21 protein-coding genes, 1 tRNA gene and 2 pseudogenes are annotated in these 24,090 nt (G+C 39.4%); 20 read left to right on the top strand and 4 right to left on the bottom strand.

The window, feature by feature from the left end:
* Window positions 1-306 (top strand): aquaporin (locus HT689_RS09275; protein WP_173280996.1); only part of this gene is annotated, 306 nt, incomplete at its 5' end.
* 100 nt (window positions 307-406) lie between these two features.
* Here the strand turns inward: HT689_RS09275 and HT689_RS09270 are convergent.
* The 4 genes from HT689_RS09270 to tacF all read right to left on the bottom strand — a co-directional run bounded on the left by HT689_RS09270 (window position 407) and on the right by tacF (window position 5,027).
* Window positions 407-1,755, bottom strand: a protein-coding gene (locus HT689_RS09270; RefSeq protein WP_173280994.1) for an IS3 family transposase whose coding sequence is annotated in 2 segments (ribosomal slippage) — window positions 407-1,314 and window positions 1,314-1,755 — 1,350 coding nt in all. Because the reading frame shifts where the segments join, the coding sequence is not laid out codon by codon here.
* Window positions 1,756-1,915: 160 nt separating this feature from the next.
* Window positions 1,916-2,725, bottom strand: a complete 810-nt coding sequence (locus HT689_RS09265; RefSeq protein ID WP_138700105.1) for a phosphorylcholine transferase LicD — start codon at window positions 2,723-2,725, stop codon at window positions 1,916-1,918.
* Between the two features lies 1 nt (window position 2,726).
* Window positions 2,727-3,530 (bottom strand): phosphorylcholine transferase LicD, encoded by an 804-nt coding sequence (locus HT689_RS09260; RefSeq protein WP_173251826.1) that lies wholly within the window; start codon window positions 3,528-3,530, stop codon window positions 2,727-2,729.
* Window positions 3,531-3,539: 9 nt separating this feature from the next.
* Entirely contained in the window at window positions 3,540-5,027 is a 1,488-nt protein-coding gene (gene tacF / locus HT689_RS09255; RefSeq protein ID WP_173251824.1) for a type IV teichoic acid flippase TacF, read from the bottom strand.
* Window positions 5,028-5,467: 440 nt separating this feature from the next.
* Here tacF and HT689_RS09250 point away from each other — a divergent pair, with 440 nt between their 5' ends.
* From HT689_RS09250 to HT689_RS09160, 19 genes and pseudogenes are all read left to right on the top strand, one after another.
* The gene (locus HT689_RS09250; RefSeq protein WP_173280992.1) at window positions 5,468-6,175 is read left to right on the top strand and encodes a 2-C-methyl-D-erythritol 4-phosphate cytidylyltransferase; all 708 of its coding nucleotides are present in this window, start codon (window positions 5,468-5,470) and stop codon (window positions 6,173-6,175) included.
* A gap of 4 nt (window positions 6,176-6,179) precedes the next feature.
* Window positions 6,180-7,202, top strand: coding sequence for a ribitol-5-phosphate dehydrogenase (locus HT689_RS09245; protein ID WP_173280990.1), 1,023 nt, complete (start codon window positions 6,180-6,182; stop codon window positions 7,200-7,202).
* A gap of 16 nt (window positions 7,203-7,218) precedes the next feature.
* The gene (locus tag HT689_RS09240) at window positions 7,219-8,088 is read left to right on the top strand and encodes a phosphotransferase (RefSeq protein WP_173280988.1); all 870 of its coding nucleotides are present in this window, start codon (window positions 7,219-7,221) and stop codon (window positions 8,086-8,088) included.
* Window positions 8,078-8,956, top strand: a complete 879-nt coding sequence (locus HT689_RS09235; RefSeq protein ID WP_173280986.1) for a DMT family transporter — start codon at window positions 8,078-8,080, stop codon at window positions 8,954-8,956. Before HT689_RS09240 ends, HT689_RS09235 begins: the two co-directional genes overlap by 11 nt.
* Window positions 8,957-8,967: 11 nt before the next feature.
* Window positions 8,968-9,657 carry a sugar phosphate nucleotidyltransferase gene (locus tag HT689_RS09230; protein WP_000643976.1) on the top strand — a complete coding sequence of 230 codons (690 nt, stop codon included), beginning with the start codon at window positions 8,968-8,970 and terminating at the stop codon, window positions 9,655-9,657.
* An 87-nt stretch (window positions 9,658-9,744) separates the two neighbouring features.
* Complete coding sequence (dprA, locus tag HT689_RS09225) at window positions 9,745-10,593, top strand: DNA-processing protein DprA (protein ID WP_173280984.1); 849 nt, start codon at window positions 9,745-9,747, stop codon at window positions 10,591-10,593.
* 117 nt (window positions 10,594-10,710) lie between these two features.
* Window positions 10,711-12,798, top strand: a complete 2,088-nt coding sequence (gene topA / locus HT689_RS09220; RefSeq protein ID WP_173280981.1) for a type I DNA topoisomerase — start codon at window positions 10,711-10,713, stop codon at window positions 12,796-12,798.
* 104 nt (window positions 12,799-12,902) lie between these two features.
* Window positions 12,903-13,262 carry a YbaN family protein gene (locus HT689_RS09215; RefSeq protein ID WP_119919762.1) on the top strand — a complete coding sequence of 120 codons (360 nt, stop codon included), beginning with the start codon at window positions 12,903-12,905 and terminating at the stop codon, window positions 13,260-13,262.
* A 91-nt stretch (window positions 13,263-13,353) separates the two neighbouring features.
* Window positions 13,354-13,986 carry a copper homeostasis protein CutC gene (locus HT689_RS09210; RefSeq protein ID WP_173251811.1) on the top strand — a complete coding sequence of 211 codons (633 nt, stop codon included), beginning with the start codon at window positions 13,354-13,356 and terminating at the stop codon, window positions 13,984-13,986.
* 43 nt (window positions 13,987-14,029) lie between these two features.
* Window positions 14,030-14,686 (top strand): annotated as a pseudogene (locus HT689_RS09205) (MmcQ/YjbR family DNA-binding protein).
* Window positions 14,687-15,000: 314 nt separating this feature from the next.
* A complete protein-coding gene (locus tag HT689_RS09200) occupies window positions 15,001-16,563 on the top strand; it encodes a 2-isopropylmalate synthase (protein WP_173251807.1) in 1,563 nt (520 codons plus the stop codon).
* 11 nt (window positions 16,564-16,574) lie between these two features.
* Window positions 16,575-17,612: a 3-isopropylmalate dehydrogenase gene (gene leuB / locus HT689_RS09195; protein ID WP_173251805.1), complete on the top strand. Its 1,038-nt coding sequence runs from the start codon at window positions 16,575-16,577 to the stop codon at window positions 17,610-17,612.
* Window positions 17,609-17,878, top strand: a complete 270-nt coding sequence (locus HT689_RS09190; RefSeq protein WP_173251802.1) for a DUF1294 domain-containing protein — start codon at window positions 17,609-17,611, stop codon at window positions 17,876-17,878. Before leuB ends, HT689_RS09190 begins: the two co-directional genes overlap by 4 nt.
* Window positions 17,879-17,881: 3 nt before the next feature.
* Window positions 17,882-19,264 carry a 3-isopropylmalate dehydratase large subunit gene (gene leuC, locus HT689_RS09185; protein ID WP_173251799.1) on the top strand — a complete coding sequence of 461 codons (1,383 nt, stop codon included), beginning with the start codon at window positions 17,882-17,884 and terminating at the stop codon, window positions 19,262-19,264.
* A 9-nt stretch (window positions 19,265-19,273) separates the two neighbouring features.
* Window positions 19,274-19,867 carry a 3-isopropylmalate dehydratase small subunit gene (leuD, locus tag HT689_RS09180; RefSeq protein ID WP_173251797.1) on the top strand — a complete coding sequence of 198 codons (594 nt, stop codon included), beginning with the start codon at window positions 19,274-19,276 and terminating at the stop codon, window positions 19,865-19,867.
* A 27-nt stretch (window positions 19,868-19,894) separates the two neighbouring features.
* On the top strand, window positions 19,895-20,674 hold the full coding sequence (locus HT689_RS09175; protein ID WP_173251795.1) for a Sua5/YciO/YrdC/YwlC family protein: 780 nt from the start codon (window positions 19,895-19,897) through the stop codon (window positions 20,672-20,674).
* Window positions 20,675-20,875: 201 nt separating this feature from the next.
* Window positions 20,876-21,862: a GMP reductase gene (locus tag HT689_RS09170; protein ID WP_000931175.1), complete on the top strand. Its 987-nt coding sequence runs from the start codon at window positions 20,876-20,878 to the stop codon at window positions 21,860-21,862.
* 66 nt (window positions 21,863-21,928) lie between these two features.
* Window positions 21,929-22,000: transfer RNA gene (locus tag HT689_RS09165), tRNA-Arg, on the top strand.
* Window positions 22,001-22,324: 324 nt separating this feature from the next.
* Window positions 22,325-24,090 (top strand): annotated as a pseudogene (locus HT689_RS09160) (hypothetical protein); the annotation flags it as partial.

The raw sequence follows: 24,090 nt of genomic DNA, 5'->3' as shown, positions 1-24,090 counted from the left end.
GCAGGACAAACAGTTGATTTCTCTGACTTGGCTATTAAAGCACAGGTGGCTCCACACACTGCTTCAGGACTTTCTGTGGCTCACTTGGCACTTGGATTCCTCGTTATGGCTTTGGTAACATCACTTGGTGGACCTACAGGACCTGCCTTGAACCCAGCCCGTGACTTGGGACCACGTCTCCTTCATGCTTTCCTTCCAAAATCAGTTCTTGGTGAGCATAAAGGCGATTCAAAATGGTGGTATTCTTGGGTACCAGTAGTAGCACCTATTGCAGCAGTAGCTATCTTCAAATTCCTTTACTTATAAGAAATTGATTTCTTTGTCTATTGTAATGGATTGAAGAAAAATTAAAACGCATAATATTCAGGTGTTGTATGTACTGACCCCAAAAAGTTAGACAATTAATTTATCCAAAGGATTTAGTTCTGTATTGCACAGGACTGAGTCCTTTTAGTTTTACCTTAATTCGTTTATTGTTGTAGTAATCAATATAGTCTACAATGGCTTGTTCCAATTGCTTAAGCGACTGAAACGACTTCTCATAACCGTAAAACATTTCCGATTTCAAAATCCCAAAGAAGGACTCCATCATACCGTTGTCTGGGCTGTTACCCTTACGTGACATGGATGCTTGAATTCCCTTACCCTCAAGAAACTGATGATAAGAATCGTGTTGGTATTGCCAGCCTTGGTCACTATGGAGAAAGGTATTCTCGTAGCGTTTCTCTGTGAATGCCTGTTCCAACATTGCTTTTGCTTGTTCTAAGTTGGGTGAAGTTGAAAGATTATAGGCGATAATTTCGCTATTAAAGCCATCTAAAACTGGTGATAAGTAAAGCTTTTGAGTACTTGCTGGAATGGCAAATTCTGTCACATCTGTGTAGCACTTTTCCATTACTTTAGAGCCTTCAAATTGACGTTGAATGAGATTCTCTGCCTTCTTGCCAACATCTCCTTTATGAGAAGAATATTTTCGTTTCTGTCGCATTTTAGCTTGTAAATTGAGTACTTTCATCAAGCGTTGAACTCTTTTCTGGTTTACCATATAACCACGATTTCTTAGTTCTAAATGAACCCGACGATAACCATAATTTCCCTTGTGTTCGATAAAAATGAATTGAATTTCAGCTTTAAGCTCTCGGTCCTTATCTGGTTTATCTAGCTGTTTCAAGTGATAGTAGTAGGTCGAACGAGCTAGTTTAATGACTTTTAGAAGAATATCTAACGAAAACTCAGTCATTAATTCTTGAACAATTTCTGTCTTTCTTCTTTCTCTTTTTCCTCCTTCAATCGGAGTTCTCTTAACTTTTTTAGGATAGCATTCTCCGCTCTCAGGTACTCATTTTCTGCTTGAAGACGTTCTAATTCTGTCCTCTCTTCAGGTTTCTTTTTTGGCTTACGTCCCATTTTAGGTACTCTCCCTCTTGTTTTCTCAACAATAGTATACCCGTTTTTCCTGTATTGTGCTAGCCAATTAAGAAGTATCGTACGACTTGGGAGGCCGTATTCAAGAGAAACTCTATCTTTAGTCCAGCCTTCATGTATGACTTTATGAATCATTTCTTGTTTTAAATCAGGAGAATAGTAACGATTTTTTCCTTTTTTGACGAACTCTATTCCGTAACGATCAATCAATTTAATCATGTACCTAATATTAGAATTGTTTATCCCAAATTTATTTGAAAGCTTCTCTAAGCTATATCCTTGTTTTCTAAGTTCATAGATCTGAACTTTATCATCATAAGTTAATTTCATAATAAAATACCCCAAAAGTTAGATTTTTTCTATCTAACTTTTGGGGTGCAGTTCAAAAAAACTTGATACTATGCGTTTTGTTGTGGGGGACTTACTTCATTTTTTCCTGCAATTGAGTTTTTTCCAAGTCTCACTCAATACTTTGTATAATTGCCCTTAATCAGTTTTTGCGATAAGCTTTAATACTGTGACTATACCACTCTTGCATTTCCTTTGATGGTGGTGTCATATAATCCCCATACATCTGAGTTAAAAATTGGTCATATTTTTTTGGAACTGGTAACATACGGCCCTCAAACTCAGTTAAAATCAGTTCTTTAAAGGTATCAACTGGGAAGATTTCTTTCATTCCTTCTTTACCAATACCAACTCCTCCCTCATATTGAGGAGTGTTGGTTGTAGCATTTTTGACTAGCTGATCAATTTTCTTGTAGAAGTAACGAGGATTGACAAATCGGAGAGCGTACCAGCTACATAATCTAAGAAAATCTTTTAATTTGCTATCACCGTGAACTGCGCGTGATTTTTTGATATAAGCTAGTTGACGAAGGGCTACATACTTATAACTCTTGTCTACAATGCTCAAGTCTGTAAAGCGATCAATTGGGAAGACATCGATAAAGAGACTGGTGTCATGACGCTTGTACTTAACATGGTCTTCGATAACAGTAGAAGTATCCAAAATCGATGCGAAATTATGGAAGTACCAAGAAGAAGTGTCGTAGGAGAGAACCTTATAGCGAGGGTGATTTTCTTCTTCAATAATCTTCAGTAAACGCTCATAATCCTCACGATAAAGGGAAATATCAATATCATCATCCCAAGGAATCATACCTTTGTGGCGGATGGCTCCAAGCATGGTTCCATAACTGAGAAAATAAGGAATATCATGTTTCTTACAAGTCTCATCAATATAGTCTAGCAGGGCTAGTTGAATTTCTTTAATTTCTTTTTTTTCTAAATACTGCATCCTAATCCTCCAATTTATAAGCGTGAAATTCATGACTGTAGAAGCGTTTTTCTTCTGGTGGTAGGGTCATATAATCTCCATAAAATTGTGTCAAAATAGTATCAAATTTTTCAGGTGCTGGAAGGCTTAAATTTTCAAAGGGTAAATCAATTGTTTTATCAAAGGTACCACTTGGGAAGACTTCCTTTTCCTTAAATTTAGAAGGGATAAAAGCCATATACTGCCCATTATCACGACTATATTTTTGAATTTCTTTCTCGATTTTATTTGCGAAATAACGAGGAGAAACCGGTCGAAGGAGTAACCAGAAGGCTGTTCGTATCCAATCTTTTAAGAGGCTATCTTTATAGACAATATTTTTATGTTTACTGAAAGACAGTAGTTTGAAGCTTTCCAGTTTGTAACAAGTATCAATGACCTTAGGATCATCAAAGCAATCCATAGGGAAAATATCGATAAAGACACCAGACTCATAGGTTTTTGTATTTCGAGTATCAATAATTTTAGTTGTACTGTCGGTTATTTTGATAAAGTTATTAAAGTAGTTCTTATCAGTTTCTAAGGATAGGAGCTTATACTTACTTTTTTCCTTTTGAAAGATGTTAATAAATCGTTGGTAGTCTTCTCGAGGCATGGATAAATCAATATCGTCGTCCCAAGGGATAAAGCCTTGATGTCGAACTGCCCCAATCAGAGTACCGTAGTTAATAATATAGTTGATATTATGCTTTTTACAGAGAGTATCAATATAATCCAAAATTTCTAATTCAATTTGTTTGGCATCTTCAATGGTTAGTTGTTTCATTTTATACTCCTATGATTTTTTGAATTTATTTTTTAAGGCTAGGACATGGTTTAAAAATTCATAGAAAATGCTATCTTTGGTGAAGACAAGTAGACTAATATAAGATATGGCTGATAGCAAGACAATCAAACCAGTATTCATCAAAAATGGCAAATTAATGACCATATCCACAGGATACACGAAATTGATCAGGAAATAGATTCCTACAAAGGAAAGTGAAAAGAGAGAGTATCGAACAGTATAGCTAAAGATATGTCCTAAGTGGATGAGTTGTTTTCTATGGATGAAAATGATATAGAAAACAAGTAGAGAGGCCTCTGATAGCATAGTTGTCAGTAAATAGTATTCAGGAGCCACGATATGGTTGAAAAAGAGGAGACTATTTAAGCCCAAATTGAGTAATCCAGCAAAGACTGTGTAAACTGTGATACGTTTTTCATAACCATTTGTAAAGAGAATTTGGGAACCAAGAATGGTATCTAGTGCCAGGATAATCGTCCGAAAAGCGAAGAGAGAGGTTAAGATACCGCCTCCGATATATTTTTCACTACCGTAAAGTAGGATGGCATTTGGTCCTAAAACCATGAGACCAAAGCTCAGTGGGATGATAAAGAAGTTAAAGATTCGACTGCCTCTGTTAACAAGGGCGACATAGGCTTCCTTATCGCCTTTTCCTAGATAGTAACTGAGACGAGGCACACTCACTCCGATAGCTCCTGTTACAACACCAGCTATAACGGTCACAATTCGTTGAGCCATGGTATAGTAACTAACGTTGACATCAATCCCTGTTTTAACGAGGAAGAGACGATCCAAAAATGTGAAGAGCATATTGGCATTAGCAAAGACCAACATGGCTGTCAGAGGGAGAAAGAGCGGTTTAAAATCACTTAGGTGAATCTTAACAAGCTTAATGTCTCTTTTAATCCAAAAATAACTAATCAGATAGTTAATTAGTGTCGATAAACTCATCACAAGTGTATAGACAACAATATCGTGTTCATTTTTGACAAACAGGAAAATAGAGACCAGCATCAGGATACGGATGAAGGCAGTCTTGTAAAAGAGAAAACTGTAATTTTCCAGAGCTTCATTGACCCACTCGATTGAAAAAATCTGGGCAATGAGTTGAATCCCCATAACAAGGTAGACTTTTTTGACGATTGGATTATCAGTAAAGAAGAGAGGATAAGCTAGGATATAGACAGCAGTGGTCAAAATCGTACAAGCTATGCACAAATAAAAAAGACTGGAGAAGTTTCTATTCAGATCTTTTTTGTTATCCTTGACATTACTGATGGCCCGTAAACCGTAGTTATAGACCCCATAAGTCGCAAAGGGCAAGAAAAATGACAAAATAGTGTCGACAGAGTTGAAGTAACCATAGTCAGTTCGGTCCAAGACACGCGCGACGTAGGTACCAGTTAAGATGGGAAAAATAATATTTAAGACACGAATTCCCATATAAGATAGAGCATTTAATTTTATACTTTTCATTCAATTTACCTCGTTTTTCATTATATCATAAAGTCAGCTAATAAGAAATGAAGGGCAGTAATACTCTTCGAAAATCAAATTCAAACCACGTCAGCGTTGCCTTACCGTACTCAAGTACAGCTTACGGCTAGCTTCCTAGTTTGCTTTTTGATTTTCATTGAGTATAAGTCAAGTAATCACTTTGAAGTTTCAAAGCTTAATTTTAAGTTTTCTTTAAGAAAACTATATTATTCTGAAGAACTCTAAAATTTCACAGCCATTTATTGGCAATGACTACAGAATTCCTGGTCATTGCTAGAAATGGACTAGTTTCTTTGAATAATAGAACTCCTTAATCCTTCTATTCTAGAACGGGAGGGCCGGTATTTCTTTCATGATAGGACTAGATTGTGGTATAATAGAGAGAATAAGTTTTTTTAGTAAGACAAAGGAGAAAATAGATGATTTATGCAGGAATTCTTGCTGGTGGAACTGGCACACGCATGGGAATCAGTAACTTGCCAAAACAATTTTTAGAGCTAGGTGATCGACCTATTTTGATTCATACAATTGAAAAATTTGTCTTGGAACCAAGTATTGAAAAAATTGTAGTTGGGGTTCATGGAGACTGGGTTTCTCATGCAGAAGATCTTGTAGATAAATATCTTCCTCTTCATAAGGAACGTATCATCATTACAAAAGGTGGTTCTGACCGGAATACAAGTATTGAGAAAATCATTGAAGCTATCGATGCTTATCGTCCGCTTACTCCAGAGGATATCGTTGTTACCCACGATTCTGTTCGTCCATTTATTACACTTCGCATGATTCAGGACAATATCCAACTTGCCCAAAATCATGACGCAGTGGACACAGTAGTTGAAGCGGTTGATACTATCGTTGAAAGTACCAATGGTCAATTTATTACAGATATTCCAAATCGTGCTCACCTTTATCAAGGACAAACACCTCAAACATTCCGTTGCAAGGACTTCATGGACCTTTATGGATCTCTTTCTAATGAAGAGAAGGAAATCTTGACAGATGCATGTAAAATCTTTGTGATCAAAGGAAAAGATGTGGCCTTGGCCAAAGGTGAATATTCAAATCTAAAAATTACAACCGTAACAGATTTGAAGATTGCAAAAAGTATGATTGAGAAAGACTAGTAAAATGATTAATCAAATTTATCAACTAACTAAGCCTAAGTTTATCAATGTCAAATATCAGGAAGAGGCTATTGACCAAGAAAATCATATCCTTATCCGTCCCAACTACATGGCTGTCTGTCATGCGGATCAGCGTTACTACCAGGGAAAACGTGATCCCAAGGTTTTGAATAAAAAGCTTCCAATGGCAATGATTCACGAGTCATGTGGAACCGTTATTTCTGACCCTACAGAAACCTACGAAGTTGGTCAAAAAGTTGTCATGATTCCTAATCAGCCTCCTATGCAGAGTGATGAAGAATTCTATGAGAACTACATGACAGGGACCCATTTCTTGTCTAGTGGATTTGATGGCTTTATGAGAGAGTTTGTTTCTCTCCCTAAAGACCGTGTGGTGGCTTATGATGCTATTGAAGATACGGTTGCAGCGATTACAGAGTTTGTCAGTGTCGGCATGCACGCTATGAATCGTCTATTGACCCTTGCTCATAGCAAGCGGGACCGAATTGCTGTTATCGGAGATGGAAGTTTAGCTTTTGTGGTTGCCAATATTATCAACTATACTTTGCCAGAAGCAGAGATTGTGGTTATTGGTCGTCATTGGGAAAAGTTGGAACTTTTCTCATTTGCCAAAGAATGCTATATTACTGATAATATTCCTGAAGATTTGGCCTTTGACCATGCTTTTGAGTGTTGTGGTGGTGATGGTACTGGACCAGCCATTAATGACTTAATTCGCTATATTCGTCCTCAGGGAACGATTCTCATGATGGGTGTTAGCGAGTATAAAGTCAATCTCAATACACGCGATGCCTTAGAAAAAGGCTTGCTCTTGGTTGGTTCCTCTCGTTCTGGTCGCATTGATTTTGAAAATGCCATCCAAATGATGGAAGTCAAGAAATTTGCAAATCGTCTTAAAAATATCCTTTATCTAGAAGAACCTGTAAGAGAAATTAAAGATATTCACCGTGTCTTTGCAACCGATTTAAACACAGCCTTTAAAACCGTGTTTAAGTGGGAAGTATAAGTGCTGGAGGTTAATTGTGGAGAAAATCATTAAAGAAAAAATTTCTTCCCTACTTAGTCAAGAAGAGGAAGTCCTCAGTGTTGAACAACTGGGGGGAATGACCAATCAAAACTATTTGGTCAAAACAACAAATAAGCAATACATCGTTAAGTTCTTTGGTAAAGGGACAGAAAAGCTGATCAATCGTCAAGATGAAAAGTACAATCTTGAACTACTTAAAGATTTAGACCTAGATGTAAAAAATTATCTTTTTGATATTGATGCTGGTATCAAAGTAAATGAGTATATCGAATCTGCGATTACGCTTGATTCAACGTCAATCAAGACCAAATTTGACAAAATTGCTCCAATATTACAAACTATTCATGCTTCTGGTAAGGAATTAAGAGGAGAATTTGCTCCTTTTGAAGAAATCAAAAAATACGAATCCTTGATTGAGGAAAAAATCCCTTATGCCAACTATGAAGCTGTTCGAGAAGAAGTCTTCGCCTTAGAGAAAAGACTGGCTGACTTAGGTGTTGACAGAAAATCTTGTCATATCGATTTGGTGCCTGAAAACTTTATCGAATCACCTCAAGGACGTTTATATTTGATTGACTGGGAATATTCATCAATGAACGATCCAATGTGGGATTTGGCTGCCCTCTTTTTAGAGTCTGAATTCACTCGTCAAGAGGAAGAAGCCTTCTTATTTCACTATGAGAGTGAGCAAACACCTGTCTCTCGTGAAAAGATTGCCATTTATAAAATTTTACAAGATGCTATTTGGAGTCTATGGACAGTCTACAAAGAAGAGCAAGGTGCAGATTTTGGTGACTATGGTGTGAGTCGTTACCAAAGAGCTGTTAAAGGTTTGACTTCTTATGGAGGTTCAGATGAAAAATAAAAATGGAGTTTCTTTTGGTCTACTCTCAGGTATTTTCTGGGGTTTAGGTCTAACAATTAGTGCTTACATCTTTTCAATTTTTACAGATTTGTCGCCCTTTGTGGTGGCTGCAGCTCATGATTTTTTGAGCATCTTTATCTTACTAGCTTTTCTTTTGGTAAAAGAAGGGAAAGTTCGCCTCTCGATTTTCTTAAATATTCGCAATATCAGTGTTATCATCGGGGCCTTGCTAGCAGGTCCTATCGGTATGCAGGCCAATCTTTATGCGGTTAAGTATATCGGAAGTTCCTTAGCTTCATCTGTATCGGCTATTTACCCTGCGATTTCAGTTTTATTGGCTTTCTTCTTTTTGAAGCACAAGATTTCGAAAAATACTATCTTTGGAATTGTCTTGATTATTGGAGGGATAATTGCTCAAACTTATAAGGTTGAACAGGTTAATTCTTTCTATATTGGGATTCTCTGTGCATTGGTTTGTGCCATTGCATGGGGAAGTGAGAGTGTTCTTAGCTCCTTTGCTATGGAAAGTGAACTGAGTGAAATCGAAGCCCTCTTGATTCGTCAAGTGACTTCATTCTTGTCCTATCTTGTGATTGTACTCTTCTCTCATCAGTCATTTGCAGAAGTCGCCAATGGACAATTGCTAGGTCTTATGATTATCTTTGCAGCCTTTGATATGATTTCTTACTTGGCTTATTATATTGCTATCAATCGCTTGCAACCAGCCAAGGCTACAGGCTTGAATGTGAGCTATGTAGTATGGACTGTCTTGTTTGCAGTTGTTTTCTTAGGTGCACCACTAGATATGCTGACAATTATTACGTCACTTGTCGTCATTGCTGGAGTTTATATTATTATTAAAGAATAAAGGAGATTCGTGTGAAAGCCATTATCTTAGCAGCGGGATTGGGAACTCGCTTGCGTCCTATGACTGAAAATACCCCTAAAGCCTTGGTTCAAGTTAATCAAAAACCTTTGATTGAGTACCAAATTGAGTTTCTCAAAGAAAAAGGGATTAACGAGATTATTATCATTGTTGGTTACCTTAAAGAACAATTCGATTACTTGAAAGAGAAATATGGTGTTCGCCTCGTTTTCAATGATAAATACGCTGACTATAATAATTTTTATTCTCTCTATCTTGTAAAAGAAGAATTGGCCAACAGCTATGTTATTGATGCCGATAATTATCTCTTTAAAAATATGTTCCGTAATGATTTGACACGTTCGACTTATTTTAGTGTTTATCGTGAAGATTGTACTAATGAATGGTTCTTGGTCTATGGAGATGATTACAAGGTTCAAGACATTATTGTTGATAGCAAGGCAGGCCGTATCCTTAGTGGTGTATCCTTCTGGGATGCTCCAACAGCAGAAAAGATTGTCAGCTTTATCGACAAGGCCTATGCAAGTGGTGAATTTGTAGATCTCTATTGGGACAATATGGTTAAGGATAATATCAAAGAGCTAGATGTCTATGTTGAAGAATTAGAAGGCAATAGCATCTATGAAATCGATAGTGTCCAAGACTATCATAAATTAGAAGAAATTCTTAAAAACGAAAATTAAAAATTCCAACATCTGGCTGAAATAGTCGGATGTTTTTTGATTTTTTTACGAATAGATAGATGAGTAGAAAAAGAAATGGAGCTATTTATGAAAATCACAAACTATGAAATCTATAAGTTAAAAAAATCAGGTTTGACCAATCAACAGATTTTGAAAGTGCTAGAATACGGTGAAAATTTCGATCAAGAATTGTTGTTAGGCGATATTGCAGATATATCAGGTTGCCGCAATCCAGCTGTTTTTATGGAACGTTATTTTCAGATAGACGATGCGCATTTGGAGAAGGAGTTTCAAAAATTTCCATCTTTCTCTATTTTAGACGACTGTTATCCTTGGGATTTGAGTGAAATATATGACGCGCCTGTACTTTTATTTTACAAGGGCAATCTTGACCTCTTAAAATTTCCCAAAGTAGCGGTTGTGGGTAGTCGTGCTTGTAGCAAACAGGGAGCTAAGTCAATTGAAAAAGTCATTCAAGGCTTGGAAAATGAACTGGTTATTGTCAGTGGATTGGCCAAGGGAATTGACACAGCGGCTCATATGGCAGCTCTACAGAATGGTGGCAAAACCATTGCAGTGATTGGAACAGGACTAGATGTTTTTTATCCTAAAGCTAATAAACGCTTGCAAGACTACATCGGAAATGATCATCTGGTTCTCAGTGAGTATGGACCTGGTGAACAACCTCTGAAATTTCATTTTCCTGCCCGTAATCGCATCATTGCTGGACTTTGCCGCGGTGTGATTGTAGCAGAGGCTAAGATGCGCTCAGGTAGTCTCATTACCTGTGAGCGAGCAATGGAAGAAGGGCGCGATGTCTTTGCTATTCCTGGTAGCATTTTAGATGGACTATCAGACGGTTGCCATCATTTGATTCAGGAAGGAGCAAAATTGGTCACCAGCGGGCAAGATATTCTTGCGGAATTTGAATTTTAAGACAAAATTTCTATTTCTAAACCAACTTTTCTTCTATATATAGGAGCTAAGTCTTGACAGGGTTCAAAAAATGGTTTACACTTTATAAAGTTTATTACTTTGAAAAGGTGTGATACTGTGGCTACGGCAACAAAAAAGAAAAAATCAACAGTTAAAAAAAATCTAGTAATCGTGGAGTCGCCTGCTAAGGCCAAGACGATTGAAAAATATCTAGGCAGAAACTACAAGGTTTTAGCCAGTGTCGGGCATATCCGTGATTTGAAGAAATCCAGTATGTCTGTCGATATTGAAAATAATTATGAACCGCAATATATCAATATTCGAGGAAAGGGCCCTCTCATCAATGACTTAAAAAAAGAAGCCAAAAAAGCTAATAAAGTCTTCCTGGCGAGTGACCCGGACCGTGAAGGAGAAGCGATTTCTTGGCATTTGGCCCATATTCTCAACTTAGATGAAAATGATGCCAACCGTGTGGTCTTCAATGAAATCACCAAGGATGCGGTCAAAAATGCTTTTAAAGAACCTCGTAAGATTGATATGGACTTGGTCGATGCCCAACAGGCTCGTCGTGTCCTAGACCGTTTGGTAGGCTATTCGATTTCGCCTATTTTGTGGAAGAAGGTCAAGAAGGGCTTATCAGCAGGGCGCGTTCAGTCTATTGCGCTTAAGTTAATCATTGACCGTGAGAATGAAATTAATGCCTTCCAACCAGAAGAATACTGGACAATTGATGCTGTTTTTAAAAAGGGAACCAAGCAATTTCAAGCTTCCTTCTATGGAGTGGATGGCAAAAAGCTGAAATTGACTAGCAATGATGAGGTCAAGGAAGTCTTGTCTCGTCTGACTAGTAAGGATTTTTCAGTGGATCAGGTAGATAAGAAAGAGCGCAAACGCAATGCTCCTTTACCCTATACCACTTCATCCATGCAGATGGACGCTGCCAATAAAATTAACTTCCGTACTCGAAAGACTATGATGGTTGCCCAACAGCTCTATGAAGGGATTAATATCGGTTCTGGTGTTCAAGGTTTGATTACCTATATGCGTACCGATTCGACTCGTATCAGTCCAGTGGCGCAAAATGAGGCAGCAAGCTTCATTACGGACCGTTTTGGTAGCAAGTATTCTAAGCATGGTAGCAAGGTCAAAAATGCTTCAGGAGCTCAGGATGCCCACGAGGCTATTCGCCCGTCTAGTGTCTTTAACACACCTGAAAGTATTGCTAAGTATCTGGACAAGGATCAGCTCAAGCTTTATACTCTTATTTGGAATCGTTTTGTAGCGAGTCAGATGACAGCTGCTGTCTTTGATACCATGGCCGTTAAATTGTCTCAAAATGGGGTTCAATTTGCTGCCAATGGTAGTCAGGTTAAGTTTGATGGTTATCTTGCCATTTATAATGATTCTGATAAGAATAAGATGTTACCAGATATGGCTGTTGGAGATGTGGTTAAGCAGGTTAATAGCAAACCAGAGCAACATTTCACTCAACCGCCTGCTCGCTATTCTGAAGCGACCCTTATCAAGACCTTGGAGGAAAATGGGGTTGGACGTCCATCCACCTACGCACCAACCATTGAAACTATTCAGAAACGTTACTATGTTCGCCTTGTAGCCAAACGTTTTGAACCGACAGAGTTGGGAGAAATTGTTAACAAGCTCATCGTTGAATATTTCCCAGATATCGTAAACGTGACCTTTACAGCTGAAATGGAAGGTAAACTGGATGACGTCGAAGTCGGAAAAGAGCAGTGGCAACGTGTCATTGATGCCTTTTACAAACCATTTTCTAAAGAAGTCGCCAAGGCTGAAGAAGAAATGGAAAAAATCCAAATCAAGGATGAACCAGCTGGATTTGATTGTGAAGTGTGTGGCAGTCCAATGGTCATTAAACTTGGTCGTTTTGGGAAGTTCTACGCTTGCAGCAATTTCCCAGATTGCCGTCATACCCAAGCAATCGTGAAAGAGATTGGTGTTGAGTGTCCAAGTTGTCATCAGGGACAAATCATTGAGCGTAAAACCAAACGCAATCGCCTTTTCTATGGTTGCAATCGCTATCCAGACTGTGAATTTACTTCTTGGGACAAGCCTGTTGGTCGTGACTGTCCAAAATGTGGCAATTTCCTCATGGAGAAAAAAGTCCGTGGTGGTGGCAAGCAGATTGTTTGTAGCAAGGGTGACTACGAGGAAGAAAAGATTAAATAAGAAGAGAGTCCTGAAAGTGAATTTCAGGCTCTTTTGGTTAGAACTTGACAAAATTCATCATTTTATGCGAAACTAGAAGAAGATTATTTTAACTAGGAGAAGTTATGCGTCTTATCTATCTGATAATTGGTTTTTTATCACTAGCCTTGGCTATTGTTGGGGTTGTCTTACCCTTGTTGCCGACAACGCCTTTCCTTTTGTTGTCTATTGCTTGTTTCTCCAGAAGTTCCAAGCGCTTCGAAGATTGGCTTTATCATACCAAGCTCTATCAGAGCTATGTAGCTGATTTTCGAGAAACAAAGTCTATTGCGCGTGAACGTAAGAAAAAAATCATCGTATCCATCTACATCTTGATGGGAATTTCCATTTATTTTGCCCCTCTCTTACCAGTCAAAATCGGTCTGGGAGCCTTGACCATCTTTATCACTTATTATCTCTTCAAGGTCATTCCAGACAAAGAATAGTTAAATAGTAGTTATTTGCCTTGATAAAAATGAAAGCATATTCACAACAATATGATATAATGAATTTAAAGTAATCTTCAAGGAGAATCAAATGATTTACGAATTTTGTGCTGAAAATGTGACCTTGCTTGAAAAAGCGATGCAGGCTGGAGCTCGTCGAATTGAACTCTGTGATAATCTAGCAGTGGGAGGAACAACACCAAGCTATGGAGTGACCAAGGCAGCGGTTAAATTGGCAACTAACTACGATACGACCATCATGACTATGATTCGTCCACGTGGTGGCGACTTTGTCTACAATGACCTAGAAATTGCTATCATGCTAGAAGACATTCGGTTGACTGCTCAGGCTGGAAGTCAAGGAGTTGTATTTGGGGCTTTAACTGCTGATAAAAAGCTGGATAAAGCTAATCTTGAGAAGCTAATTGCTGCATCAAAAGGAATGGAAATTGTCTTTCATATGGCCTTTGATGAATTGAGCGAAGAAGACCAGTTAGAAGCTATTGACTGGCTCAGCCAAGCTGGTGTCACCCGTATCTTAACTCGTGCTGGAGTATCTGGTGACTCGCTAGACAAACGTTTTGCTCATTATCACAGAATTTTGGAGCACGCTAAAGGTAAGATTGAAATTTTACCAGGTGGAGGGATTGACATGGACAACCGTCAAACCTTTATCGACCAGCTGGGCGTGACACAATTACATGGAACTAAGGTTGTCTTTTAAAAAATAGAAAGGAACTGCTAGCTTTTGGTAGCAGTTTTCACTTATGTTTGAAATTTTTAAATCCTATCAATTTAATCAGGAAAAGGCTCATGCTTATGGTTTTGTAGAAAATAGTGGAGTCTGGACCTATAGTTGCCAGATTTTAGATGGTGACTTTTTCATGATTGTATCCATCACTGCTGATAATGTGAGCTTTCAAGTCTTTGATCAGGAAACAGGAGATCTCTATCCTCAAGTTCATATGGAAAGCATGAGAGGGTCTTTTGTCGGAAATGTCCGTGAGGCTTGTCTGGAGATTCTTTACCAGATTCGGAAGGCTTGTTTTGATGTGCAAGATTTTATCTGTCCTCAGACTAAGCGAATTATGACTCAAATTCAGGAAAAGTATGGTAATCAGCTGGAATATCTGTGAGAGAAATCGCCTGATACGGCAGTGTTAAGGCATGAAGGCAATCAAAAGTGGTATGCCGTCTTGATGAAAATCTCTTGGGATAAGCTGGAAAAGGGTAGAGAAGGGCAAGTGGAAGCAGTCAATCTCAAACATGACCAAGTAGCTGATTTACTTTCAAAAAAGGGCATTTATCCAGCTTTTCATATGAACAAGCATTACTGGATTAGTGTGGTGCTTGATGATACTTTGGTAGATGAAGAAGTACTGGAATTGATAGAAAGAAGTTGGAATTTAACTTCTAAAAAATGAAACATTTCAAGATTCTTTCAATAACTTTCAATTAGCAAAATATTCTCTACTGAAGAAATTTTCAGAAAATATTGGATTTTTTCTTGACAAGCGCTTTTGCCTATGCTAAAATACTAAACAAGATATCAAACGAAGGAGAAAGTCAAACATGAAAACAGCTAAGTTTAATCAATTTGCTTTGTTGTTGAGGTACTCGGGCTAGTGCAAAAAGCATTAGTCCTGTTTGGCTTACCAAGCGGGAGTAAATCAACATCTCGCTTGGAATTCCTAGCGAGATGTTTTTTTAAAACCACATTTGGAAAAGGGGAAATCTTATGAGAACAGTTGAATTTCTAGATACTAGCCTTCGGGATGGAGAGCAGACACCCGGTGTTAATTTTTCAATCAAGGAAAAAATTGCCATTGCAAGGCAGCTGGAGAAATGGGGCATTTCAGCCATTGAAGCTGGTTTCCCAGCTGCTAGTCCAGATTCATTCACAGCAGTTCAGGAGATCGCCAAAGTCTTGAAGACAACAGCGGTAACTGGTCTGGCCCGCTCTGTCAAGTCTGATATTGATGCTTGCTATGAGGCACTCAAGGACGCCAAGTATCCACAGGTTCACGTCTTTATCGCTACCAGTCCGATTCACCGAAAGTATAAGCTCAATAAGAGCAAGAAAGAGATTTTAGAGGCTATTAAGGAGCATGTTTCCTATGCCCGTTCTAAGTTTGAAATGGTCGAGTTCTCGCCTGAAGATGCGACTAGAACCGAGTTGGATTTCCTCCTGCAAGTTGTTCAAACAGCTGTAGATGCAGGTGCGACTTATATCAATATTCCTGATACGGTAGGATTTACCACGCCAGAAGAGTATGGTGCTATCTTCAAACACCTGATTGACAATGTACAAACAGACCGTCAGATTATCTATTCTCCTCACTGTCACGATGACCTCGGAATGGCAGTGGCTAATAGCCTTGCTGCTGTCAAGAATGGGGCAGGACGAGTAGAGGGAACTATTAACGGTATTGGGGAGCGAGCTGGGAATGCTGCTTTGGAAGAAATTGCAGTTGCCCTCAATATTCGCCAAAATTACTATCAAGCAGAGACAAGCATTGTCCTAAATGAGACCATCAATACGTCAGAAATGGTTTCTCGCTTCTCAGGTATCCCAGTTCCTAAAAACAAGGCCGTCGTTGGTGGTAATGCCTTCTCCCACGAGTCTGGTATTCACCAAGATGGAGTCCTTAAAAATCCTCTCACTTATGAGATCATCACACCTGAATTGGTCGGGGTTAAGAGTAATAGTCTTCCGCTTGGTAAATTGTCTGGTCGCCATGCCTTTGTTGAAAAACTAAGAGAACTGGCCCTAGATTATACAGAAGAGGACATCAAACCACTCTTCGCCAAGTTCAAGGCACTGGCCGACAAGAAACAAGAAATCACAGATGCAGATATTCGAGCTTTGGTAGCTGGAACAATGGTTGAAAACCCAGAAGGCTTCCACTTTGATGATTTACAACTGCAAACCCATGCAGATAATGACATCGAAGCGCTCGTTAGCCTAGCCAATATGGATGGTGAGAAGGTCGAATTTAATGCGACAGGTCAAGGTTCCGTTGAAGCGATCTTTAACGCTATCGACAAGTTCTTTAATCAACCTGTTCGCTTGGTGTCCTACACTATCGATGCGGTAACAGATGGAATCGATGCCCAAGCTCGGGTCTTGGTCACTGTTGAAAATAGAGATACAGAAACTATTTTTAATGCATCAGGTCTTGATTTCGATGTGTTGAAGGCTTCTGCTATTGCCTATATCAATGCTAATACTTTTGTTCAAAAAGAGAATGCAGGTGAGATGGGACGTAGCGTTTCCTATCGTGATATGCCTAGTGTGTAAAGGAGAAGGCTATGAAAAAGAAAATAGTAGCTCTAGCAGGGGACGGAATTGGCCCAGAAATCATGGAGGCTGGTTTAGAAGTTCTGGAGGCTCTAGCTGAAAAAACAGGTTTTGACTATGAGATTGACAGACGCCCCTTCGGAGGTGCAGGTATTGATGCAGCGGGCCATCCCTTACCTGATGAAACCCTCAAGGTATGTCGTGAAGCAGATGCCATTCTCTTAGCGGCTATCGGTAGTCCTCAGTATGATGGAGCAGCGATTCGCCCTGAACAAGGCTTGCTGGCTCTCCGTAAGGAACTCAATCTCTATGCCAATATACGCCCTGTAAAAATCTTTGACAGTCTTAAGCATTTGTCACCTCTTAAACCAGAACGAATTTCAGGTGTAGACTTTATCGTGGTACGGGAGTTGACAGGCGGGATTTACTTTGGAGATCATATCCTTGAAGAGCGAAAAGCGCGTGATATCAACGACTACAGCTATGAGGAAGTGGATAGAATTATTCATAAAGCCTTTGAAATTGCAAGAAGTCGGAGAAAAATCGTTACTAGCATCGATAAGCAAAATGTGTTGGCAACATCAAAACTCTGGAGAAGAGTGGCTGAGGATGTCGCACAGGATTTCCCAGATGTGACCTTGGAACACCAGCTGGTGGACTCAGCTGCCATGCTCATGATTACCAATCCTGCTAAGTTTGATGTCATCGTGACGGAGAATCTTTTTGGAGATATTCTCTCGGATGAATCAAGCGTTCTATCTGGCACACTTGGAGTTATGCCATCAGCCAGTCATTCTGAAAATGGACCAAGTCTCTATGAACCTATTCACGGTTCAGCACCTGATATTGCTGGTCAAGGCATTGCAAATCCTATCTCCATGATTTTATCAGTGGCCATGATGTTGAGAGATAGTTTTGGTCGTTATGAGGATGCAGAGCGTATTGAGCGTGCTGTTGAAGCTAGTTTAGCGGCTGGCATTTTAACAAGAGATATAGGTGGACAGGCTTCGACTAAGGAAATGACAGAAGCTATTATTGCAAGGTTATGAAGTTAGACGAAAGAATTACTCTAGTCCTTTTGATTTGGAATGTCATGGTTTTCTTGATTTATGGCATTGACAAATCTAAGGCAAGGAGAAGAGTTTGGCGCATCCCAGGGAAAATCTTACTCATTTTAGCTTTTACTTGTGGTGGTTTTGGTGCCTGGCTAGCAGGAATCATTTTTCACCACAAGACTCGAAAATGGTACTTTAAAACGGTTTGGTTTCTTGGGATGGTGACTACACTAGTAGCTTTATATGTTATTTGGAGGTAATGGATGGCAGGAAAATCGATTTTTGATAAATTATGGGACCGCCATGTCATCACAGGAGAAGAGGGGCAGCCCCAACTCATGTATGTGGACCAGCACTATATCCACGAGGTGACCAGTCCTCAGGCTTTTCAAGGATTAAGAGATGCAGGACGCAGATTGAGACGACCAGACTTGACATTTGGAACCTTTGACCACAACGTCCCGACGGTCAATATCTACGATATTCGAGATGTAATTTCTAAGGCTCAAATTGATAAACTGGCTGAAAATGTTGAGGAGTTTGGGATCGAACATGCGGCCCATGGTTCCGAAAAGCAAGGAATCGTTCATATGGTTGGACCTGAAACAGGACGGACTCAACCAGGAAAATTCATCGTCTGTGGAGACAGCCATACAGCAACCCACGGAGCTTTCGGAGCTATCGCTTTTGGGATTGGAACTAGTGAGGTCGAGCATGTCTTTGCTACCCAGACCCTCTGGCAGGTCAAACCCAAGAAAATGTTGGTAGAATTCTCTGGTGTTCCTCAAAAAGGAGTTTATTCCAAAGATTTCATTTTAGCCTTGATTGCCAAGTACGGCGTTGCTTGTGGTGTTGGTTATGTCGTGGAATATCGTGGACAAGCTATTGAGGCACTGAGCATGGAAGAGCGAATGACTATCTGCAATATGTCTATTGAGTTTGGCTCTAAGATGGGAATCATGAATCCAGATCAAACCACCTATGACTATCTAAAAGGACGAGAATGTGTTCCAGAGGACTTCGAAGAGGCTGTGGCGGATTGGAAAACTATTGTCAGTGATGATGATGCCGTTTACGATAAGGTTATCCGGATGGATGTCTCAGACTTGGCTCCTATGGTGACCTGGGGAACCAATCCTGCTATGGGGGTTGACTTCGACAGTAGCTTCCCAGAAATTAAAGATATGAATGATGAGCGCGCCTACAATTACATGAACTTGGAGCCTGGTCAAAAGCCAGCTGATATTGAACTAGGATATATCTTTATCGGTTCATGTACCAATGCTCGTCTCAGCGATTTACAGCTGGCTGCTAGATTTGTCAAAGGGAAGAAAATTGCTCCCAATCTAACAGCAATCGTGGTACCTGGCTCTCGTCCTGTCAAAAGAGCTGCTGAGAAGTTGGGCTTGGACAAGGTCTTTCTAGATGCTGGCTTTGAGTGGAGAGACCCAGGTTGCTCTATGTGCCTAGGGATGAATCCTGACAAGGTACCTGATGGCGTTCATTGCGCCTCAACCAGCAATCGCAACTTTGAAGATAGACAGGGATTTGGCGCTAAGACCCATCTCTGCAGTCCAGCCATGGCAGCTGCGGCAGCTATCGCAGGGCGTTTCGTAGATGTTCGACAGATGCCAGAGGCCCAGTAAGGAGAGGATATGGAGAAATTTACAGTTTATACGGGAACGACTGTTCCTCTTATGAATGATAACATCGACACTGACCAAATCCTTCCCAAGCAGTTTCTTAAGTTGATTGATAAAAAAGGTTTTGGTAAGTATCTCATGTATGCTTGGCGTTATCTGGATGACAAGTACACCGAGGACCCAGACTTTGTCTTTAACCGACTTGAATATCGGAAAGCCAGTATTCTCATCTCAGGAGATAACTTTGGGGCAGGGTCTTCGAGGGAGCATGCAGCTTGGGCTCTAGCGGACTATGGTTTTAAAGTCGTGATAGCAGGGTCTTTTGGGGATATTCATTACAATAATGAACTCAATAATGGCATGTTGCCTATTGTTCAGCCCAGAGAGGTTAGAGAGAAACTGGCCCAGCTACAACCGACTGATCAGGTAACTGTGGACTTAGAGCAACAAAAAATCATCTCACCAGTTGGAGAATTCACTTTCGAAATCGATAGCGAATGGAAACACAAACTCTTAAATGGTTTGGATGATATCGGTATTACTTTGCAGTATGAAGATTTGATTGATGCCTATGAAAAACAACGACCAACCTACTGGCAGGATTAGAAGAAAAATAGAAAAGGAAATAGAACTATGACAAAACACATTCAATGGAAGGGAACACTTTCACAAGAAGGCTATGACATTTTAAAAGGTGAGGGCGGATGTATCGTTTGCCCTACCAAAGTTGGTTACATCATCATGACTAGTGACAAGGCAGGACTTGAGCGTAAGTTCGCAGCCAAAGAACGTAACCGTAACAAACCAGGTGTTGTTCTCTGTGGTAGCATGGATGAGCTTCGCGCTTTAGCACAACTCAACCCAGAAATTGAAACCTTTTACCAAAGACATTGGGATGAAGATATTCTTCTTGGTTGTATCCTTCCTTGGAAACCAGAAGCTTTTGAAAAACTCAAAGCATACGGTGATGGCCGTGAAGAACTGATGACTGACGTGCGTGGTACTAGCTGTTTCGTTATCAAATTTGGGAAAGCTGGTGAACAATTGGCTGCCAAACTTTGGGAAGAGGGCAAGATGGTCTACGCCTCATCAGCAAACCCATCTGGAAAAGGAAACCGAGGTAAGGTAGAAGGTATCGGAGAACGCATCGAAGGGGCAGTGGACCTTGTTATCGAGGCAGATGACTACGTGGCATCCATCCAACCTGACAAAACGATTGAAACTCGCTACGAGCAAGGCGTGATGGTCTCTATGGTCGATAAGGACGGAAAACTCATCCCAGAACAAGGAGGAGCACGTTCAACTTCACCAGCTCCAGTTGTGATCCGCAAAGGACTTGACATTGATAAAATCATGATGCACCTGTCAGATACCTTTAACTCATGGGACTACCGTCAGGGAGAGTATTATTAGGATAGAGGAGAAATGGAGAGAAAATAATCTCTCCTCTTTCTTTTGTTTTTAATGCAAGTAAAATCCGAACAATATAATTTAAATTATAAAATTATTTGACAAAAAATGTACTTTGTTTTATAATGAATTAAGGAAACGTCGGAAAAGACGTAGAGATGCGCAAGCATAGGTAGGTTATTACAAAAGAAACGAGACATCGATATGTTAAATGAATTTCCAATTTTTGATTACGAAGATATTCAATTGATTCCAAATAAATGCGTCATTAAAAGCCGTGCAGAAGCGGATACAAGTGTCACTCTAGGAAATCACACCTTTAAACTACCTGTTGTGCCAGCTAATATGCAGACGATTTTGGATGAAAATGTAGCAGAGCAACTAGCTAAAGGGGGTTACTTCTATATTATGCATCGTTTTGATGAGGCAGGACGTATTCCTTTTATTAAGCGCATGCATGAACAAGGGCTTATTGCTTCTATATCTGTTGGTGTTAAGGACTATGAGTATGATTTCGTTAGCCAGCTCAAGGCTGATGCTCCGGAATACATCACGATTGATATCGCTCATGGTCATGCAGATAGTGTGATTTCTATGATTCAACATATCAAGAAAGAATTGCCAGATACTTTTGTCATTGCTGGAAATGTGGGAACACCAGAAGCTGTGCGAGAATTAGAAAATGCTGGTGCGGATGCTACTAAGGTTGGTATCGGTCCTGGTAAGGTTTGTATCACCAAGGTCAAGACTGGTTTTGGTACAGGTGGTTGGCAGTTGGCTGCTCTACGCTGGTGTGCTAAGGCTGCGCGTAAACCGATTATCGCTGATGGAGGAATTCGTACTCACGGTGATATTGCCAAGTCTATCCGCTTCGGTGCCAGCATGGTCATGATTGGTTCCCTCTTTGCAGGACATATCGAAAGTCCAGGGAAAACGATTGAAGTTGATGGTGAACAGTTCAAAGAGTACTATGGTTCAGCTTCACAATATCAAAAAGGTGCTTACAAAAATGTGGAGGGCAAACGCATCTTGCTTCCTGCAAAAGGTCATTTGCAAGACACTTTAACTGAGATGGAACAAGACCTTCAAAGTGCTATTTCCTATGCAGGTGGACGTCAGGTTGCTGACCTTAAACATGTTGATTATGTTATCGTGAAAAACTCTATTTGGAATGGGGATGCTTCCCACTAAGACGGGCTATCCGGCTAGAAAAAAACTTGTTATTAGAGCAAATTTCTGTTATAATAAAACAAGTTTCCACCCTTAGTGTAATGGATATCACGTAAGATTCCGGTTCTTGAGATGGGGGTTCGATTCCCTCAGGGTGGATGTAAATAGCTCAGGAGTCTGAGTAGAAGTATAACAAATGATAAAGACGCATAATATCATGTCTAGTAAACCTTGATACGATGTGTTTTATTTTTTTATAATGCACAGATTTTCTAAATTCTTAACAATGCGATAAATGATTTAACAATCCTCTTTCTGATATTAGAAGTTAGTGGAAGTAATATACAGAAGAGATAAAATATTTTGTACGTCAAAGTTGTCTAATTATGAACAAAATGATATACTAAAATCAACAATTTAGATTTCTTTCTCAATAAGTTACTAGGTTGATATATATATATATATATATGGAGGCTTGATATTTTGTCAAATAAAAAGGAAATTTTTTCCATTCGTAAATTAAAAAACGGTCGTTCAGACTCAGTAAAAATAGGAACTCTTGGGCTCATTATGGGTGCTGCTATCGCTTTGTCTGTCAATACTCAGTCTGTAGAAGCTGCTATTATTGATAATAAAGATGGGACAACTACTATATCAAATAGTAAGGGCTCTATTACAGTAGACACAGCAAATGTGAAAATTGAGAATGATGATTATAGTGATGGTGGGCTTGCTTCAAAAGATTTTGATTCTAATCCCAAACCGACAGAAACAGGTACGGAAGAAATTACTAAAACCGGTAAGGTAGACTACAAATATGTCTCAACTGATAAAACTGTTTTAGAAGAAAATAAAAATCAAGATGCAGGCTTTAAAAAACAAATTACGGTAGGTTACGAAGTATACGGAAAATCAGGAAAAGTCTTCAAAACATTAACAGGTAACAACATTACCGATGATGAGTTAGCTAAGGCAAAAGAGAACGGTGCAGTAGGAAAAGATACGATTGAAAAAAATAATACGATCTATCATAAGATTGGGAATCCAGCTGTAGAAATTACAGGGGATGGAGGAGGGGTATACTCTGACTCTACTCTTGGAACTGTGACTGCAAAACTAACTTCTGAAGGTCTTATTCAAAATGATGGGAAAATTAACCACAGTGGGGTTAAACCAGGAGGTCGTACTTGGATTGTCGAAGAAACTGGTAAGGGGACTTACGGCAAATATGTATTAGCTAATACACCAGAGACTACTTCTGATAACTGGTTAGAAGAGACATTTAAGGCAGGAGAAGCTACGGCTAAAGAATATACTTCTGACAATATCGCTAAAGATGGTGGTGTCAAGGAAGGAGATTATGTCTTCGTATTAGAAAAAAATACCTTTGTAACCGCTAGTCATAGTAGTGTGAATTTTACATATGTCTTCAACTTACCTACCCCAAATAATAATATATCTAGTTTGCATGAGCTTTATGAGGCAATTAATGTTTACAAAGACAATCCCGATCGTCTCAGTCATGAGAAAAGTAGAGAATTTTTAAAAGGCTATTTAGCCTATATCCAAGCAAAAGGTTTGGAAAATACAGAAGGGAATTTGAAAAGATACCTTGCCTTTTCATATGTCCAGCAATCTGGAATTGAAGGCATAGATGAAGAAATCAAAAAAGGAGGGACCTTAGACTCAGAAAATAGACCGGCTACTGATGTAGCATTCGATGCCGATAAAAATATCCGTCTTACGGATGGATATGCCGAAGACAATGTACTCTACTTCGATAATATGGTCGTTGAAGGCGTTGCTCGTGAGACGTATAACTATCGTACAGCCTATACACCGCTGCGTGCTTATCGTTTAGGTAGTGGTCATACTACGATCACCTATACTTATAGTCCTGAAAAAACGAGTAGAGTCGAAAAGAAAGGCTCGGTTACTGTTCATTATCAAACAGAAGACGGGACAACTCTTAAAGATTCATATAAGGATACTGTTGATGCGGTAGTAGAAGTTGAAACAAAAACTTACTATCTTGATGCGAATAATCAAGAAGTAGTTGTTAATACAAGCAAAAATACAGAAAACGTTACATATAATACTAAAGAAAATGATACTGAAAAGCCTCAAAAATTGGAAGCAAATGGTTCTGTTTACTATTTAGACGAGACTAAAACAAAAACTACAGTAAATGGTGTTCCCAAAACTTCACCAGCAGAAGAAGGTTCTGTTGTAGAAGGAACTACAGAAGT

It is taken from the genome of Streptococcus sp. 2342 (genome assembly GCF_013276795.1).
In the GTDB taxonomy this organism is placed as follows: domain Bacteria; phylum Bacillota; class Bacilli; order Lactobacillales; family Streptococcaceae; genus Streptococcus.
This window is presented reverse-complemented; position numbering and strand designations above follow the sequence as displayed.

Coding starts and splice junctions, on each gene's coding strand:
- HT689_RS09265 (WP_138700105.1), bottom strand. CDS start 2,725: ATGCAGTATTTAGAAAAAAAAGAAATTAAAGAAATTCAACTAGCCCTG.
- HT689_RS09260 (WP_173251826.1), bottom strand. CDS start 3,530: ATGAAACAACTAACCATTGAAGATGCCAAACAAATTGAATTAGAAATT.
- tacF (WP_173251824.1), bottom strand. CDS start 5,027: ATGAAAAGTATAAAATTAAATGCTCTATCTTATATGGGAATTCGTGTC.
- HT689_RS09250 (WP_173280992.1), top strand. CDS start 5,468: ATGATTTATGCAGGAATTCTTGCTGGTGGAACTGGCACACGCATGGGA.
- HT689_RS09245 (WP_173280990.1), top strand. CDS start 6,180: ATGATTAATCAAATTTATCAACTAACTAAGCCTAAGTTTATCAATGTC.
- HT689_RS09235 (WP_173280986.1), top strand. CDS start 8,078: ATGAAAAATAAAAATGGAGTTTCTTTTGGTCTACTCTCAGGTATTTTC.
- dprA (WP_173280984.1), top strand. CDS start 9,745: ATGAAAATCACAAACTATGAAATCTATAAGTTAAAAAAATCAGGTTTG.
- HT689_RS09215 (WP_119919762.1), top strand. CDS start 12,903: ATGCGTCTTATCTATCTGATAATTGGTTTTTTATCACTAGCCTTGGCT.
- HT689_RS09210 (WP_173251811.1), top strand. CDS start 13,354: ATGATTTACGAATTTTGTGCTGAAAATGTGACCTTGCTTGAAAAAGCG.
- HT689_RS09200 (WP_173251807.1), top strand. CDS start 15,001: ATGAGAACAGTTGAATTTCTAGATACTAGCCTTCGGGATGGAGAGCAG.
- leuB (WP_173251805.1), top strand. CDS start 16,575: ATGAAAAAGAAAATAGTAGCTCTAGCAGGGGACGGAATTGGCCCAGAA.
- HT689_RS09190 (WP_173251802.1), top strand. CDS start 17,609: ATGAAGTTAGACGAAAGAATTACTCTAGTCCTTTTGATTTGGAATGTC.
- leuC (WP_173251799.1), top strand. CDS start 17,882: ATGGCAGGAAAATCGATTTTTGATAAATTATGGGACCGCCATGTCATC.
- leuD (WP_173251797.1), top strand. CDS start 19,274: ATGGAGAAATTTACAGTTTATACGGGAACGACTGTTCCTCTTATGAAT.
- HT689_RS09175 (WP_173251795.1), top strand. CDS start 19,895: ATGACAAAACACATTCAATGGAAGGGAACACTTTCACAAGAAGGCTAT.
- HT689_RS09170 (WP_000931175.1), top strand. CDS start 20,876: ATGTTAAATGAATTTCCAATTTTTGATTACGAAGATATTCAATTGATT.